Source organism: Blautia sp. MSK.20.85, assembly GCF_013317245.1.
Taxonomy (GTDB): domain Bacteria; phylum Bacillota; class Clostridia; order Lachnospirales; family Lachnospiraceae; genus Blautia_A.
The window spans coordinates 81,920-99,315 of the sequence record NZ_JAAIUN010000010.1; the positions used below are offsets into that span (position 1 = coordinate 81,920).

Below are 17,396 nucleotides of genomic sequence, written 5' to 3' on the forward strand. Positions count from 1 at the left end.
ATTTATTACGAATTGATTTCATTGCCTGAAAAGAGAAAAAGCGGTATTCTGGACGCATATAGATGGATATTTAAAACAGCACAAAAGGGGATGAATCACATGCACAATCTGCGAAAAACAATAAGATATGGGATTTTATCAATACTTGGAGTGATTGTTATGGGGATCTGCATGAGGTACGCCATAAAAACGGCAATGGCAGCAATCACAGCCCTGACGGTGGGAATCCGAAACCGATCCGGAAAGCGGGGTGGCAGCCATAGAGAAGAAAAATAAGCTGTGGACTCTTATTTTCGGAATTACAGTGATTTTATCCATGACGGCATTTTTTCTGATGTACCGCATGAACAATGAATATACGGCCAGAGGAGAGCAGCCCATTCAGGGAATTCTCTGTCTGGATGAGGAAAAAGCAGCGGGGAAACTGCATTATCTGGCCAGAGAATGGCAGTATTTTCCGGGGAAACTTCTTACTCCAGATATGCTGAAAGAAAACACCGGATATTACAGCCGGTATATTTCCATTGGAGAATACGGAGGAATGGAACTGGGTGACAAAAATGCCTCTCCCTATGGCTGCGGAACCTATCGGATGATTCTGATTCTGCCGAAAAAAGAACAGACATGGGCCCTTTCTCTTAAGAAGGTCTTTTCCGCATACCGGATTTATATCAACGGAGAACTGGCAGGAGAAGTGGGAGATCCGGATGAAAAAACTTATAAAGAGCAGATTATGAACCGTGTTTTTACATTTCAGGGATCTGAAATGGCGGAAATTGTCATAGCAGTGGCAGACAAAAACCATGTCAAATCCGGAATTCAGTATATTCCGGTGTTCGGGTCCCCGGTTCAGATCAATATGCAGAGAGGATTGCGGGTACTTGGGAGCGGATTTGCCATGGCATTTTGTATTTGCGTCATGTTTGGAGTGCTTACAGTACATATCCGCACCAGGACATATCTGTCTCTTATGATTGATGTCTGGATTGTGGCAGCTTTTCTTCTGGAAATTTTTGTGGATATTCTTCCCTCAGCAGGAATTTTCTATGAAGCATCCTGGATCAGCGAAGCTGTCAAATGGGTTGCGGCGTTTTATATGCTGGTAAATACTTTCGGGGAAACTGACTGCGGATATGGGAAAATTGTTCTGGTGGGAACAACGGTTTACGCCTGTTCCCTTGCAGCAGATCGGATCTGGCCTCTTTACGAACCTATCATCGGAGGCCGGTTTCCGGAGACCGGAGGGATGGTACTGGCCATTGCGTTTGCCTGCGTGCTGTGGAGAGATCTTTCAGAAGCGTACAAAATCCGTCTCACCTATGAGATATACAGCAAACAGACAGAACTGCGTCTGCTTGCTCAGAAAAAACATTACGAAAAACTGAAAGCGCAGATGGATGAAACCAGCCGTGTCCGTCATGATATGCGGCAACATCTCCGGGTGCTGGCTGCCCTTCTGGAACAGAAACAGTATGAGGAAATGCAGACGTATCTTTGCCGGTATACAAGGGAGTTTCAGGAGAGGCTTACATATCAGACCTACTGTAAAAATCAGGTAACCGATGCAATTCTTCATTATTATGAGGAGATCTGCCGGGAAAAAAGAATCTCTTTTCAGTGCCAGGTGGAGGCACCGGAGAATACAGGAATCGAAGATACAGACTTCTGCCGGCTTTTTGGAAATCTGCTGGAAAACGCAGTTGAGGCAGCCGAAAGGTGCCCGGATGGCAGCCCGAGATTTATCCGGGTACAGATCCGGGCCAGAAATAATAAACTGCTGATCGAAGAAGAAAATAGTTGTACAGGTTCTCTTCGAAGAGGCAGGGACGGAATTTTCTCCGGAAAACATTCCGGACAGGGAATCGGAACCGCATCCATCTCGGAGATTGCGGCACGTTATGGTGGTCTTGCAGACTTTCAGGACCATAATGGGATTTTTAAGGCAGAGATTTTCCTTCGCCTGACGAAAAAAGATACTGAAGATAAGCTTTTCGGATAGCGGCAGAACCACGTTTCCGGATCTGGACAGTTTCTCCGTTATCCAGAAGGAATCCGTCGTCGGTGGCTTCCTGGATGCGGTCCATATTTACCATACATCCACGGTAACAGGAGAGAAAATTGTGGCAGTCACGGATCTGCTCCTCAAATTTATGGAATGTAAGGTAAGAACGCAGCGGGCCGGCATCTGTATGCAGGCAGACGGCATTGCGGAATGTATCTGCATACAGAATGCTGTGCAGCGGCACACGCACAGGAACACGGTCAGAAATAATTTCGATATATCGTGCATGAAGAGCCTCTTTCAGACGAAAAGAATCCAGAATCTGACACAGCTTTTCCGGCTGAAAAGGTTTCAGAAGATAGTAGGCGGCATTTACGTCGTAGCTTTCCACCGCAAATTCACTGCTGGTAGTCACAAAAACAAGAATGCAGTCATCAGACTGATTTCGGATTCTTCTGGCTGCTTCCATGCCGGTAATGCCATCCATATAGATATCCAGAAACAGGATCTGGAAATTTCCGGGCCGGTAATCGTCAAAGAAAGCCTCCGCACTGGAAAAGTACCGGATTTCCGTGGGAATCTGTCTGTTTTCAAAATAAGAAGTAATAATACGTTTCAGCTGTTCTGCGTCCGATGCAATGTCATCAATAATAGCAATATTCAAAATCTGTAACCTCCGGAGAAATAAGTGTAAAGGTAGTATAGCATAACTTTTAGGAATGTCCAGAGGCAGTTTACGATTTTACATAAGTTTTACGGGGGAGATTTTGTAGAGAAATGTCGTAAGATCTCATATTCTCTCAAAATCATTAGTAAATTCTGGAAAAAGAGTGCAAGATATCATGGAAAACGTCATTTCGTCACAGGTTGGTTGTCATTTGCCGGGAAATATTTTACAATGATGTCATCCAAAAAGAAAGGCGGTAGATATACGGAAAGTAAAAAAGAAACCTGGCGACATGAGAAACTGTCAACAAAAATCCAGACAAAATCCTTAAAAAAAACCTTACAACAACGGCTGTATTTCAGAGCATGAAACGCAGCCGTTTTCCCCGTTCCCAAAATACATGCTTCTTGACGGAAAGCAGGAAATTCGTTATTATTCGTTGTAGAGTGAAAAAGCCAATGCGGATATCTTTATCTGCAGGAACTTACGAAAAAAGAAAATGGAGAAACACACATGAACATTCTTAATATAGAACATATCCACAAGATTTTTGGAGACAAGGTGATTTTTGACGATATTTCCTGTGGCATTGACCAGGGAGAAAAGATCGGGATCATCGGTGTCAACGGAACGGGAAAAACTACCCTGCTCCGGGTAATAGCAGGAGAAGAAGAACCGGATGAGGGCCAGGTGATCACCCAGAACGGGATCCGTATCAGCTGGCTTCCCCAGACTCCGGAATTTCCACAGCATATGACCATTCTGGACTATGTGGCAGAGGGTAAGTGGCAGAAAGACTGGAGTACAGAGAGCGAGGCACGCCGTATGCTGAACACTCTCGGAATTACAGATCAGAACAGCAATATGGACAATCTATCCGGCGGTGAGAAGAAGAGAGTGGCGCTGGCCAGAATGCTTTTAAACCCGGCAGACATCCTGATCCTGGATGAGCCCACCAACCACCTGGACGGGGAGATGGTTACCTGGCTGGAAGATTTCCTCAGGAATTTCCGTGGAACCGTGATCATGGTTACACATGACCGATACTTTCTGGATCGTGTAGCCAACCGTATCCTGGAGATCAGTCACGGGAAATTATATTCCTACGCAGGAGATTACTCCAGGTTTCTGGAATTGAAAGCCCAGAGAGAAGAGATGGAGCTTGCCAGCGACCGTAAACGCCGCAGTGTCCTTCGGATGGAACTGGAATGGGCGGCGAGAGGCTGCCGGGCCAGAAGTACCAAGCAGAGGGCAAGGCTTGACCGTCTGGAAGCACTGAAAGCAGGAAAAACTCCGGTAAAAGATCAGAATGTAGAGATGGACTCCGTGGAAACCCGTATGGGCAAAAAGACCGTAGAGTTCCATCACGTGAGTAAAGCCATAGAAGGCCGCCTTCTGATCAATGATTTTGATTATATTGTTCTAAGAGATCAGCGCCTTGGAATCATCGGCCCCAACGGCTGTGGAAAATCCACCCTCCTTAAGATGGTAGAAGGACTGGTTGCTCCGGATTCCGGAGAAATTCAGATCGGCGAAACCATCCGCATCGGATATCTCGCCCAGAACGTTCCGGATATGGATGGAAGACAGCGAGTGATCGATTATATTCGCGAAGTGGCAGAATATGTTCCGACGAAAGAAGGAAGAATCACCGCCTCCCAGATGCTGGAGAGATTTCTTTTTGACCCGGCCATGCAGTACACACCTGTAGAAAAACTTTCCGGAGGAGAGAAGAGAAGACTGTACCTTCTGAAAGTCTTGATGGAGGCACCGAACGTCCTGCTCCTGGATGAGCCAGGAAATGATCTGGATATCCCTACTATGACTATCCTGGAAGATTATCTGGATTCTTTTTCCGGTATTGTGATTACCGTATCTCATGACCGTTATTTCCTTGATAATGTAGTGAACCGCATTATGGCATTTGAAGGGGATGGACAGCTGGTACAGTATGAAGGCGGATACACCGATTACCTGGAGGCGAAAGCCAGAAAAGGACAGACTCTGGAAACACGTTCGGATATGGCAGGCAGCAGCCAGAACGAAACGCCGGAACCGGAAAAAAAGAAATCCTCTGCAGATACCTGGAAACAGAACCGGAAACAGAAGCTGAAATTTACCTATAAAGAACAGAAAGAATTCGAAACCATCGATGATGACATTGCGGCTCTGGAAGACCGTCTGGAACAGATCGATAAAGAAATGGCAGCCAATGCCACCAATGCCGGAAAACTCAGGGAGCTTTCCGAAGAACAGCAGGAAACCCAGCAGAAGCTGGATGAAAAAATGGATCGTTGGGTGTATTTAAACGACCTTGCGGAACAGATCGAGGCGCAGAAAGAATAAGATATATCAGCAGAGAGCTTATAGCATTTCGGGGAATACCGCTATAAGCTCTCTGTTTTCAACTGTTTTATTTTCAGGGTTTGCGCGAAACGTATTGACTTCCCGGGCAGAATTTTAGTATCATAAGTAACGGTACATTTGTTTTGGTACTCTGCAGTGAAAATCCTTGTACCGCTGGGTCTGAGGATTTTCACTACAGTGTACCATATGCATTCCGAAAAGGTTTTCGGACAGAGAAAGGACAACATATGTCAGAAATGGTAAAAGTCGTTGTAGACGCAATGGGCGGTGACAATGCCCCTGTAGAGCCGGTAAAAGCAGCAGTAGAAGCCGTAAAAGAGAAACAGAATATCCAGGTCATCCTCACAGGACAGGAAGACGTGATCCAGGCAGAACTTCAGAAATACCCGGATTATCCGAAAGACAGAATCCGTGTAGTACACGCTTCCCAGGTGATCGAGACCGCGGAGCCTCCGGTAATGGCGATCCAGAAAAAGAAAGACTCCTCTATTGTAGTAGGTTTAAATCTTGTAAAAAAACAGGAAGCAGATGCCTTCGTATCTTCCGGAAGCACCGGAGCTGTTCTGGTAGGCGGCCAGGTGATCGTAGGCAGGATCAAAGGTATCCAGAGACCGCCTCTTGCCCCGCTGATCCCGACAGCCAAAGGCGTTTCCCTTCTGATCGACTGCGGAGCCAACGTAGACGCCAGACCGAATCATCTGGTACAGTTTGCACAGATGGGTTCCATTTATATGGAGAACGTAGTGGGAGTTAAGAAACCAAGAGTAGCCATCGTAAATAACGGTGCAGAGGAAGAAAAAGGCAATGCCCTGGTTAAGGCCACTTTCCCTCTCTTAAAAGCATGCAAAGATATTAATTTCATCGGAAGCATTGAGGCAAGGGACATCCCGGCAGGATACGCAGATGTAGTTGTCTGCGAAGCATTTGTGGGAAATGTGATCCTCAAGCTTTATGAAGGCGTGGGAGCTACCATGGTATCCATGATCAAAAAAGGCATGATGACAAGCCTCCGAAGTAAAGTAGGAGCCCTGATGGTGAAACCGGCCCTCAAGGAAACCCTGAAAGCTTTTGACGCCAGTGAATATGGCGGAGCCCCGCTTCTTGGACTGAAAGGTCTGGTAGTAAAGAGTCACGGAAGCGCGAAGAGTGTGGAGATCCGCCATGCTATCTTCCAGTGCGAGCAGTTTAAGGAAGAAAAGATCAACGAAAAGATCGAAGAATTTATTGCAGCTGAACAGAAAGCACAGGCAGAAGCAAAAACCGAAGAAAAATAAAAAACAGAAATCAAAATACGGGGTACAGACAGATAAGTCCCGAAAGTATTACAGACAGAACAGGAGGCGAGCAGTCTTGGAACTGGAAATACTGAAAACAATCATCGAGAAAACTCTGGGAAAGACCATGGGTACCATTACCGAGAAAACTACGTTTGTAGATGATCTGGGAATTGATTCTCTGGATTTCTTTCAGATCCTCATTGATCTGGAAGAAACTTATGATATCCATATTGATCAGCAGGAAGCAGAAGAGATCGTTACCATAGGAGATGCAGTGGAGACTCTTCGCCGCGCAACGAAGGGAAAAAGAAATGGAAAATAATTTAAAAAAACTGGAACAGACCATCGGATATCAGTTTACCGCAAAATCTTTGCTGGAACAGGCAATGACGCACAGTTCCTACGCCAATGAGAAACATCTTGGAAAACTTGGCTGCAACGAGCGCCTGGAATTTCTGGGGGATGCAGTGCTGGAACTGATCAGCAGTGACTTTCTGTACAAAAAATTCCGCAATAACCAGGAGGGAGAACTTACCAAAAAGCGCGCCAGCATGGTGTGCGAAAAGAGCCTTGCCTACTGTGCAAGAGAATTCGGCCTTCCGGAGTTCATTCTTCTTGGAAGAGGCGAAGAGATGATGGGCGGCCGGAAACGTGACTCCATCGTATCCGATGCTCTGGAATCCCTCATTGGAGCCATGTATCTGGACGGCGGTTTTGAACCGGCCCAGACATTTGTGCTGAAATTTATCCTCAATGACCTGGAAGATAAGAGGATTTTTTATGACAGCAAGACCGTACTGCAGGAGATGGTGCAGGAAGGTGGAAACCATCCGGTGGAATACCGTCTTCTGAAAGAAGAAGGACCGGATCACAGCAAGAGCTTTACCGTAGAAGCCCTGATCAACGGAGAGAGTATGGGAACCGGAACCGGCCATACCAAGAAAGCGGCAGAGCAGGCCGCAGCCCTTGAGGCGATCCGCAGGATCAAATAAACAGCAGGTGTCCAATGTATCTGAAAAATATAGAGGTGCAGGGATTCAAATCTTTTGCACAGAAAATCAATTTTGAATTTCATAACGGGATCACCGGTATTGTAGGGCCTAACGGCAGTGGAAAAAGCAACGTCGGCGATGCAGTCCGCTGGGTTCTGGGCGAGCAGAGTGCCAAGCAGCTGCGAGGCGGAAACATGCAGGACGTTATTTTTTCCGGAACAGAACTCAGGAAGCCCTTAAGCTTTGCATCCGTAGCCATTACTCTGGATAACAGCGACCATAAGCTTCCGGTGGATTTTGAGGAAGTGACCGTAACCAGAAGACTGTACCGCTCCGGGGAAAGTGAGTACCGCATCAACGGAAGCTCCTGCCGTCTGAAAGACATCAACGAGATGTTTTATGATACCGGTATCGGAAAAGAAGGCTATTCCATCATCGGCCAGGGCCAGATTGACAAGATCTTAAGTGGTAAACCGGAAGACCGCCGTGAGCTTTTTGATGAGGCAGCAGGAATCGTCAAGTTCAAAAGACGAAAGAACACTACCTTGAAAAAACTGGAAGAAGAACAGCAGAACCTGGTCCGTGTCACTGATATTTTAAGCGAGCTGACCAAACAGCTGGAACCTCTGGAACGCCAGTCTGAAACCGCGAAGATCTATCTGGCAAAAAGAGAAAGCTTAAAAGAACTGGATGTAAACATGTTCCTTCTGGAATATGAACACACCGGCAAGCTGATCAGAGAGCTGGAAGAAAAGACCAGAATCGCGGAAAATCAGTTACAGGAGGCAAAAGACGCCCACAGCCGCACCAAAGACGAGTATGAACGCCTGGAAAAATCTCTGGAAGAGCTGAACCAGCGTATGGATGCTCTCAGGGAGGAAAGCCGGGACCGTGCCATCCGCAAGCAGCAGCTTTCCGGTGAGATCAATGTCCTTCATGAACAGATCCTTGCAGGTGAGCAGAATGACAGCCATTATCGCAGCCGCCTTTTGGCCATTCAGGAAGACACGGAGAAAAAATCCGCAGACAGAGAGGAACTGGAAGAGCAGAGGGCAGATCTGCAGGCAAAGCTTCGCGAAGTCAGCAGAGAGCTTTCCGATGAACAGGAAAAACTGGATAACATCCAGAGCAACATCGAAGAATGTACCCAGGCAGTAGAAGATGGAAAAAACGAGATTATCGAAATCCTCAACTCCCGTGCCAACACCAAAGGTAAAGCGCAGCGTTTTGATGCCATGATGGAGCAGCTGGATATCCGGAAGGCCGGAATCAGCCAGAGAATGCTTTCTCTGAAAACTCAGGAAGAAGAGCAGCAGTCGGCCATCACTCAGGCAAAAAAAGAGTACGATACAATCACCGAATCCATTCAGGCCATCAGGGAAGAAGGAAGTAACCTCACAAAAGAGATCAAAGCCATCCAGGAAACCCTGAAACAGCAGAATACAGAGCTGGAAGAAAGCCAGAGAGCCTACCACAGAGAGGCTTCCCGTCTGGAATCCTTAAGGAATATTACGGAACGCTACGATGGCTACGGAAACAGCATCCGCCGCGTCATGGAGCAGAAAGACCATGTACCGGGCATCCGTGGCGTTGTGGCAGATATCATCCATGTGGAGAAAAACTACGAGATCGCCATTGAGACGGCACTTGGCGGAAGCATCCAGAATATTGTCACAGACAATGAACAGACTGCCAAGGAGATGATCGAATTCCTGAAGAAAAACCGGTACGGACGTGCTACGTTTCTTCCCTTAAACAGCATTTCCCAGAGAGGCGAGTTCACTCAGCGGGGAGCTTTAAACGAACCGGGAGCCATCGGTCTTGCAAGTGGTCTGGTAAGTGCAGATAAAGAGTACACAGGACTGATCGGCTATCTTCTTGGAAAAGTACTGGTTGTGGACAATATTGATCACGCCATTGCCATTGCCAGGAAATACCGCCACAGTATCCGGATGGTAACTCTGGAGGGCGAGTCCTTAAGCCCGGGTGGTTCCATGACAGGTGGAGCTTTTAAGAACAACAGCAATCTTCTCGGTCGCCGCCGTGAGATCGAAGAACTGGAAAAGAAAGTGAAAGAACTGGCGGCCAGGTACAACGAAATCCGTCAGTCTATGGAGGATAACCGCAGTAAACGAAACGAAATGCGGGATACCGTAAATTCCCTGCAGCAGAAATTCCAGGAACAGTCCATCGGGCAGAATACAGCCAGGATGAACATCGAGCAGCTGGAGAAAAAAGCAGAAGAAATCCGGGGCGGTTATGCAAGGATCGAGCGGGAAGAGGAAGAAATCCGCCGCCAGACAAGAGAAATGCAGGCAGATAACGCCCAGATCACCCAGGAACTGGAAACTTCCAAAAAGGACGAGGAAGAGCTGGAAACCTTCATCGAAACCCGGCAGAAGGAACTGGAAGACTGGAAAAAGGATGAGGCACAAACCCTGGAAACTCTGGAAAAGATCCGTCTGGACGCATCCGCATCCCAGCAGAAAGAAAGCTTCATAAAGGAAAACCTGAAACGTCTGAAAGAAGAGATCGATGTTCTTTTAAAAGAAAAAGAAGAAATCCTGGATTCCCTGGAAAAAGGCAGCCAGGAAACAGCACAGAAAAGAAAAACCATCGAGAATGTCCGTGTAGAGATCGAGAGCTTTGCCGCAAAAGAAGAAGCATCCGAAAAACAGCTTGAAAAGCTGCAGCAGGAAAAAGAAGAAAGTACAAAGAGTCATAAAGAGTTCTTTGAAAAACGGGATGAGCTGTCCAATCAGATCAGTCTTCTGGATAAAGAATGTTTCCGTCTGAAAACCCAGGCGGAAAAGATCGAGGAAAACCGGGAAGCCCGTATTTCCTATATGTGGGAAGAATACGAGATTACCCCGAATAATGCGCTGCAGTACCGAAAAGAAGAACTTGGTGATCGCCATGTGATGAAACAGCAGATCCACAAATTAAAGGATGAGATCCGGGCCCTTGGTTCTGTCAATGTCAATGCCATTGAGGATTACAAGGAACTTCTGGAACGCCATACCTTCTTAAGCGGCCAGTACAACGATCTTCTGGAAGCGGAAAAAACGCTGGAACAGATCATTCAGGAGCTGGATGAGGGAATGCGGAAACAGTTCACCGAAAAATTCGGAGAGATCCAGAAAGAATTTGACAAGGCATTTAAGGAGCTGTTCGGCGGAGGCCGGGGAACTCTGGAACTTGCGGAAGACGAGGATATTCTGGAGGCAGGAATCAAAATTATTTCCCAGCCGCCCGGAAAAAAACTTCAGAACATGATGCAGCTTTCCGGTGGAGAGAAGGCACTGACAGCCATTGCCCTTCTTTTTGCCATCCAGAACCTGAAACCATCACCGTTCTGTTTTCTGGATGAGATCGAGGCAGCCCTGGATGACTCAAACGTAGGCCGTTTTGCAGGATATTTACAGAAGTTGACGAAGAACACACAATTTATTATAATAACACATAGACGTGGTACCATGAATGCTGCAGACCGCCTTTATGGAATTACCATGCAGGAAAAAGGGGTATCAACGCTGGTATCAGTAGACCTGGTAGAGAACCAGCTTACCCGGTAGCAGAGGGGATGAAACAGTATGGCAGAAGAAAAAAAAGGATTTTTTAAACGTCTGGTAAGCGGACTTACCAAAACGCGAGACAATATCGTTGCCGGATTTGATTCCATTTTCAGCGGTTTTTCCAGTATTGATGATGATTTTTACGAAGAGCTGGAAGAAATCCTGATCATGGGAGACATCGGCATTAACGCTACTACCTCCATTCTGGAGCACCTGAAGGAACAGGTGGCTGAACAGCATATCAAAGAGCCGTCCCAGTGCAAGCAGCTTCTGATCGACAGTATCAAGAAGCAGATGCAGGTGGAGAGCACAGAATATGAATTCGAGAACCGGAAATCCGTGATCCTGGTGATCGGTGTCAACGGAGTCGGTAAGACTACCTCCGTTGGTAAACTTGCCGGTAAACTGAAGGATCAGGGAAAGAAAGTAATCCTTGGTGCGGCAGATACCTTCCGTGCGGCAGCCGGAGAACAGCTGACACAGTGGGCCAACCGTGCAGGAGTCGAGATCATCGGCGGACAGGACGGTGCAGACCCGGCATCGGTTGTCTATGATGCGGTGGCAGCAGCCAAGGCCAGAAATGCCGATGTACTGATCTGCGACACAGCAGGAAGACTTCACAATAAGAAGAACCTGATGGAGGAGCTTCGCAAAATTTACCGTATTCTGGAACGTGAGTACCCGGAAGCCTATCTGGAAACCCTGGTTGTTCTTGACGGAACCACCGGTCAGAATGCACTTTCCCAGGCAAGACAGTTTGCTGAGGTAGCCAACGTCACCGGAATTATCCTTACCAAACTTGATGGTACAGCCAAGGGTGGAATCGCCGTAGCGATCCAGTCCGAGCTTGATATACCAGTAAAATACATCGGAGTAGGCGAGAGCATCGATGACTTGCAGAAATTCGACGCAGACGCATTTGTAAACGCCCTCTTTGACGTAGAAGAAAGGAGCTAATTATGCTTACATTAGAAAGCTTTGAAGAAGCGGCAGCAAAAGTAAAAGAAGTGACACAGGAAACAAAGCTGATATACAGCAGTTATTTCTCTGACATGACAGGAAACAAGGTTTACCTGAAACCGGAGAACATGCAGCGTACCGGCGCCTACAAAGTACGTGGTGCATATTACAAGATCAGCACACTTTCTGACGAAGAGAGAAACAAAGGACTGATTACCGCATCTGCCGGAAATCATGCACAGGGTGTTGCCTATGCTGCACATAAATACGGAGTAAAAGCCGTCATTGTCATGCCTACCACCACACCACTGATCAAGGTGGAGCGTACCAAGAGCTACGGAGCGGAAGTCATCCTTCACGGAGATGTTTACGATGAGGCATGTGCCCATGCGCTTCAGCTTGCAGAGGAGAACGGATATACCTTTATCCATCCTTTTGACGACCCGGCAGTAGCCACCGGACAGGGAACCATCGCCATGGAGATCGTACAGGAACTCCCGCTGGTAGATTATATCCTGGTACCTATTGGAGGAGGTGGACTTGCAACAGGTGTTTCCACACTTGCCAAGCTTCTGAACCCTCATATCAAAGTCATCGGCGTGGAGCCAGCAGGAGCAGCCTGCATGAAAGCTTCCCTGGAGAAAGGTGAGGTTGTAACTCTTCCTCACGTAAATACCATTGCAGATGGTACTGCAGTGCAGACCCCGGGAAAAAATATCTTCCCGTATATCCAGGAGAACCTGGACGACATCATCACCATTGATGATGATGAACTGATCGTAGCTTTCCTGGATATGGTAGAAAATCACAAGATGATCGTAGAGAACTCCGGTCTTCTTACCGTAGCAGCTCTCCGTCACCTGGACGTAAAGAACAAAAAGATCGTTTCTATCTTAAGTGGCGGAAATATGGATGTGATCACAATGTCCTCTGTTGTACAGCACGGACTCATCCAGCGTGACCGAATCTTCACAGTATCCGTTCTCATTCCGGACAAGCCGGGTGAACTGGTACGGGTAGCCAGCGTCATCGCTGAAAATCAGGGTAATGTCATTAAGTTGGATCATAACCAGTTTGTAAGCACCAACCGAAATGCAGCCGTGGAACTTCGGATCACCATGGAGGCATTTGGAACAGACCACAAGAATCAGATCGTTGCAGCACTGGAGAAAGCAGGATGCAAACCCAGAGTTGTGCGGGCGATCCTGTAAGAAACAGGATATAGCGAAATAAAAGCGAATATGAAAAACGTCTCAGAGTACATATCAACCTGGGACGTTTTTTATGGTGGAAATGCAGCCGAACAACGAACTATGACAACTACCAGGCATAAACAACACAAAAGCGGTAAGTTATATCCTTGACAAGACAAAATACGACTGGTAACATTATATTACATACGGGAAATTTTATATTTTGATAAAAAATGGTAAATCCCAACAAAAACAACAGATAAAATGCTAAAACGGCATAAAGTCCACAGGGAGTGAAGAAGGAAAAGATGTATCAAAAGAAATCACATGGTTGGTATAAACATAAAGACTTTATTTTGCTTGATTTAATATGCATGTTCGGTGCGTTTATTTTAGCATACATAATACGAAATCATAATTACATTGATTTTTTCAGCAATCAGATCTATTGTAACACATTAATTTTTCTATTATTTGCAGATTTGATCGTGATCATACTGTTTGAAAGCTATACAGGTGTCCTTCGAAGAGGCTATTACCGGGAATTAAATATGCTTATCAAGCAGATCATCATTATAGAACTTGCGGCAGGTCTGTATCTGTTCACTGTAGATGACGGCAGAGGCTTTTCAAGAGCGGTTCTGTATTTTACAGGTGTTATTTACGTCATCTTATCTTATGCAGTCAGACTCCTTTGGAAAAAACATCTTATACGTATGATGGCGGAAAGAGGAGAGCATTCCCTTTATATTGTAACTTCATCAGATGTGGCAGAATCTGTAATACAGTCTATTCGCCAGCATAATTATAACCGCTATGATATCAATGGCATTATCATAACAGACTGTACCATGGTAGGGAAAGAGATTGCAGGAATACCGGTAGTGGCAACGATTGAAGATGCTGCAGGATACATTTGCCAGCATTGGGTTGACGAGGTACTGATCAACGTTGGAGATGAGCATCTTTATCCACAGAAACTTTACGAAGAACTGATAGAGATGGGAATCGTTGTCCACGTAAATCTTTCAAAAATACATAAAACTCCAGGACAGAAACAGTTTGTGGAAAGAATTGGAGATTACACTGTGATCACCACAAGTATGAATTATTCCACAGACAGACAGGCCATGTTGAAAAGATTGCTGGATATAGCCGGCGGACTTGTAGGCTGCGTACTGACCGGTATTATTTTTATTTTCATTGCACCGGCCATTTACATCAGTTCTCCCGGCCCGATCTTCTTTTCACAGACCAGAATCGGAAAAAATGGAAAGCCATTTAAGATGTATAAGTTCCGAAGCATGTACATGGATGCGGAAGCCCGTAAAGCAGAACTGATGTCCCAGAACAAAATGAGCGATGGCCGTATGTTCAAACTGGATTTTGACCCACGTGTGATCGGAAACAAGATCCTGCCAGATGGACGAAAGAAAACCGGCATTGGAGAATTTATCCGAAAAACATCTCTGGATGAGTTTCCACAGTTCTGGAATGTACTTAACGGAGATAGCGGTATAATAGGAACAACCAAGAAAAACCTTGATTTTACAGGGGTTTCGCTGGCTTAGTCGAATTTTGTTATGATAATTTTTCTTTGTGTTGTGTCGATTGAGCGGGGGAACAAATATAAAAGAATGGTTTCTTGGATGCTTATTTTGACCCACACTATAAGCTGAAAAATTATGATAAGGAGGTTTGACCTAGCCTGCGAATGATCTTTTTAATAAGAACATTCACAGGCTAGTCGTCGTGTTGAAAAACTTACCTAATAAAAATAAATAATTATGAGGAGTGTATTGAAAATGAGAAGAAAATTATTAATTGTAGCCTCTAAAAGATATGGAGATTATGTGAAAGAGATAGCAGAGTCAATGGGTTGCTTTGAAGAAATCTCCTTTGTAGATAATGACAGAGAAGGTGCTATTGGAAAACTGGAAGAAGTAGAAACTTTTTATCCAGAATATAACTGTGCGATAGCTGCATGTGATGATGGAACAGAAAGACTTGAATGGAATAAGAAATTAGAAACACTTTATAATATTCCGGTTTTATTCCATATGGATTCTACAATTTCTCCATCAGCTAATTTAATGCCTGGTTGTATTGTTGAGCCGAGAGCAGTTGTTGGTTGTGGAAGCACTATCGGTCAGGCAACAGTTATAGGTGCTAATACAGTAGTGGAGCCATATAGCTTTATTGGAGATAGCTGTACATTAAAATCTGGAACGATTGTGAAATCAACAAGTGTACTTGAAATGGGAACTGAAACAGAGCAGGGAACTGTTTTATTTACACCGCTTGAAAAGAAGTAAATCACGAAATTGAAAAGAATTATGAAAGGATGAAACCCGCCCAATTTTCGTGGGGGGGGGGGGGTAAACAATGAATAGAGCGAATGAGAATAATATGAACGTGAATCGGATAAAGCAGAACAGTACGCCAAATATCAGATGGATGCTGGTCGGGTATGATTTGATTGTGTATGCAGTAGTAGCAGTAATACTGTTGGTGCTGTACGGAGGAATGGATAAGTTATCAACTACAGGAATACTTCAACAAGTATGCCTCTCTGTACTGTGTATTTTTGTAGCACGTCTTATTGGTAAAATATATGGGCAGGTATGGAGATATGGTGGGATACAATGTTATATCCGGCTGCTGTTTACCGATTCTATTGCTTTTGTTGCCTATCTGTGTCTGGAGTTATTACTTCCAGTTCAAAAAATTACATTTGCCAGAATGCTTTCGCTTGTCTGCCTCAATCTCTTAGGGGCTTTAGCACTTCGTATGATGTATCGCTACGCATATAAGTGCGGAAATCAGGAAACAACAAGAGGAAAAATTCTTTCTACATTATTACATATGTTTTCTGGTATAGAGGCAGGAAATGAAAAAGAAGTTCAGAAAATCAAAGTTGCAATTATTGGCGCTGGTCGAGTAGGAGTCAGTTTAGCTGAGGAACTTTTGAATAACTCAGAAGCAGCTTATATTCCAAGGGGATTTATTGATGTAAACAAAGAGAAAGTTGGGCGTGAAATTCATGACATTCCAGTTTGGTCAGAAGATGAGGCAACACTTCAGAAGTTAGGAGAGTTTGAAGTGCAGGAGATTATTTTTGCTATTCCATCTATGGATGCCGAAAAGAAGAAAGCTCTTTATGAATATTACAAAAACGCAGGATATAAGTTAAAGGTTTACGATTATCCGACCATGTACACTGCAGGTGGAAAGAGGCATCTTAGAGAATTTGATATTGAAGAACTTCTGTTTAGAAAGCCATTAGTGGTTTCTGATGAAAGAACAAATGCTTACTACAAAGACAAGATAGTACTTATCACTGGCGGTGGTGGTTCCATTGGATCAGAGCTTTGCAGACAGTTGGCAAAGATGAATCCAAAGAAGATTATCATTTTAGATATTTATGAGAATGGTGCATATGACGTTCAACAGGAATTAAAGATTGCTTACGGAAACCGTTTGGATCTTCAGATTGAGATTTGCTCTATTACACATAGAAAAGCTCTTGAGAAAGTATTTGAGAAATACCACCCACAGATCATCATTAATGCAGCAGCTCATAAGCATGTTCCGTTAATGGAGCATAACTGTGTGGAAGCCATTTACAATAATGTATTCGGCACACAGAATCTTGTAGAGCTTTGCGAGGAATACGGAGCAGAACGCTTTATGATGGTATCTACAGATAAAGCGGTCAATCCAACCAACGTTATGGGTGCGACAAAGAGAATGTGTGAAATGATTGTGCAGAGTGCAAGTACACATGGAAAAGTAAAATACAGTGCTACACGATTTGGAAATGTACTGGGCAGTGCAGGATCAGTTATTCCGTTGTTTAAGCGTCAGATCGCAAATGGGGGTCCGGTTACTGTTACAGATAAGAGGATTATCAGATACTTTATGACAATTCCAGAGGCTTCACAGCTTGTTCTTCAGAGTGGGGCGATTGCGAATAATGGAGAATTATTTGTTCTGGATATGGGACAACCGGTTAAGATTATGGATCTGGCAGAGAATATGATCCGTTTATCTGGTGTCCAGGGAATTGAAATTGTTGAAACTGGATTAAGGCCAGGAGAAAAGTTGTATGAGGAACTGTTAGTTAAGACAGAAGAACTCGATAAAACAGACAACAGTATGATTTTCATTGAAAGAGATAATGCACTGAGTAAAGAAGAAATCTATAAAAAGATTAATGTACTTAGAGATGCATGTGATACAGGTGATGATCTGATTGCAAAAGAAGCTCTCCGAAGTGTTGTTCCAACATTTAAAAGACCGGAAGACGTAAATAAAGAGATTGCTTAATAACAAGTTAATACATTCTGAAAAAATGAGATTA

12 protein-coding genes are annotated in these 17,396 nt (G+C 44.9%); 11 read left to right on the plus strand and 1 reads right to left on the minus strand.

What is annotated here, in order from left to right; all coding sequences use genetic code 11:
* Positions 1-250: 250 nt before the first annotated feature.
* Positions 251-1,999 carry a sensor histidine kinase gene (locus tag G5B12_RS18015; protein ID WP_118071646.1) on the plus strand — a complete coding sequence of 583 codons (1,749 nt, stop codon included), beginning with the start codon at positions 251-253 and terminating at the stop codon, positions 1,997-1,999.
* Here G5B12_RS18015 and G5B12_RS07915 read toward each other — a convergent pair.
* A complete protein-coding gene (locus G5B12_RS07915; RefSeq protein ID WP_021977671.1) occupies positions 1,938-2,666 on the minus strand; it encodes a LytR/AlgR family response regulator transcription factor in 729 nt (242 codons plus the stop codon). The genes G5B12_RS18015 and G5B12_RS07915 overlap by 62 nt on opposite strands.
* Positions 2,667-3,182: 516 nt before the next feature.
* On the opposite strand from G5B12_RS07915, the gene G5B12_RS07920 reads away from it, so the two are divergent.
* From G5B12_RS07920 to G5B12_RS07965, 10 genes are all read left to right on the plus strand, one after another.
* Positions 3,183-5,015, plus strand: coding sequence for an ABC-F family ATP-binding cassette domain-containing protein (locus G5B12_RS07920; protein WP_118062472.1), 1,833 nt, complete (start codon positions 3,183-3,185; stop codon positions 5,013-5,015).
* A 248-nt stretch (positions 5,016-5,263) separates the two neighbouring features.
* The gene (gene plsX / locus G5B12_RS07925; protein WP_118062471.1) at positions 5,264-6,310 is read left to right on the plus strand and encodes a phosphate acyltransferase PlsX; all 1,047 of its coding nucleotides are present in this window, start codon (positions 5,264-5,266) and stop codon (positions 6,308-6,310) included.
* A 76-nt stretch (positions 6,311-6,386) separates the two neighbouring features.
* On the plus strand, positions 6,387-6,635 hold the full coding sequence (locus tag G5B12_RS17435; RefSeq protein ID WP_021977668.1) for an acyl carrier protein: 249 nt from the start codon (positions 6,387-6,389) through the stop codon (positions 6,633-6,635).
* Positions 6,625-7,305: a ribonuclease III gene (gene rnc, locus G5B12_RS07935; protein WP_021977667.1), complete on the plus strand. Its 681-nt coding sequence runs from the start codon at positions 6,625-6,627 to the stop codon at positions 7,303-7,305. Before G5B12_RS17435 ends, rnc begins: the two co-directional genes overlap by 11 nt.
* A gap of 14 nt (positions 7,306-7,319) precedes the next feature.
* On the plus strand, positions 7,320-10,880 hold the full coding sequence (smc, locus tag G5B12_RS07940; RefSeq protein WP_174088018.1) for a chromosome segregation protein SMC: 3,561 nt from the start codon (positions 7,320-7,322) through the stop codon (positions 10,878-10,880).
* An 18-nt stretch (positions 10,881-10,898) separates the two neighbouring features.
* The gene (ftsY, locus tag G5B12_RS07945; RefSeq protein ID WP_118062468.1) at positions 10,899-11,837 is read left to right on the plus strand and encodes a signal recognition particle-docking protein FtsY; all 939 of its coding nucleotides are present in this window, start codon (positions 10,899-10,901) and stop codon (positions 11,835-11,837) included.
* A 2-nt stretch (positions 11,838-11,839) separates the two neighbouring features.
* Positions 11,840-13,051 carry a threonine ammonia-lyase gene (gene ilvA / locus G5B12_RS07950; RefSeq protein WP_119248029.1) on the plus strand — a complete coding sequence of 404 codons (1,212 nt, stop codon included), beginning with the start codon at positions 11,840-11,842 and terminating at the stop codon, positions 13,049-13,051.
* A 470-nt stretch (positions 13,052-13,521) separates the two neighbouring features.
* Positions 13,522-14,604: a sugar transferase gene (locus G5B12_RS07955; RefSeq protein WP_330597653.1), complete on the plus strand. Its 1,083-nt coding sequence runs from the start codon at positions 13,522-13,524 to the stop codon at positions 14,602-14,604.
* A gap of 234 nt (positions 14,605-14,838) precedes the next feature.
* Positions 14,839-15,348, plus strand: a complete 510-nt coding sequence (locus G5B12_RS07960; protein ID WP_117636401.1) for a hypothetical protein — start codon at positions 14,839-14,841, stop codon at positions 15,346-15,348.
* 70 nt (positions 15,349-15,418) lie between these two features.
* Positions 15,419-17,362 carry a polysaccharide biosynthesis protein gene (locus G5B12_RS07965; RefSeq protein WP_244096061.1) on the plus strand — a complete coding sequence of 648 codons (1,944 nt, stop codon included), beginning with the start codon at positions 15,419-15,421 and terminating at the stop codon, positions 17,360-17,362.
* The last annotated feature ends 34 nt before the right edge of the window (positions 17,363-17,396 follow it).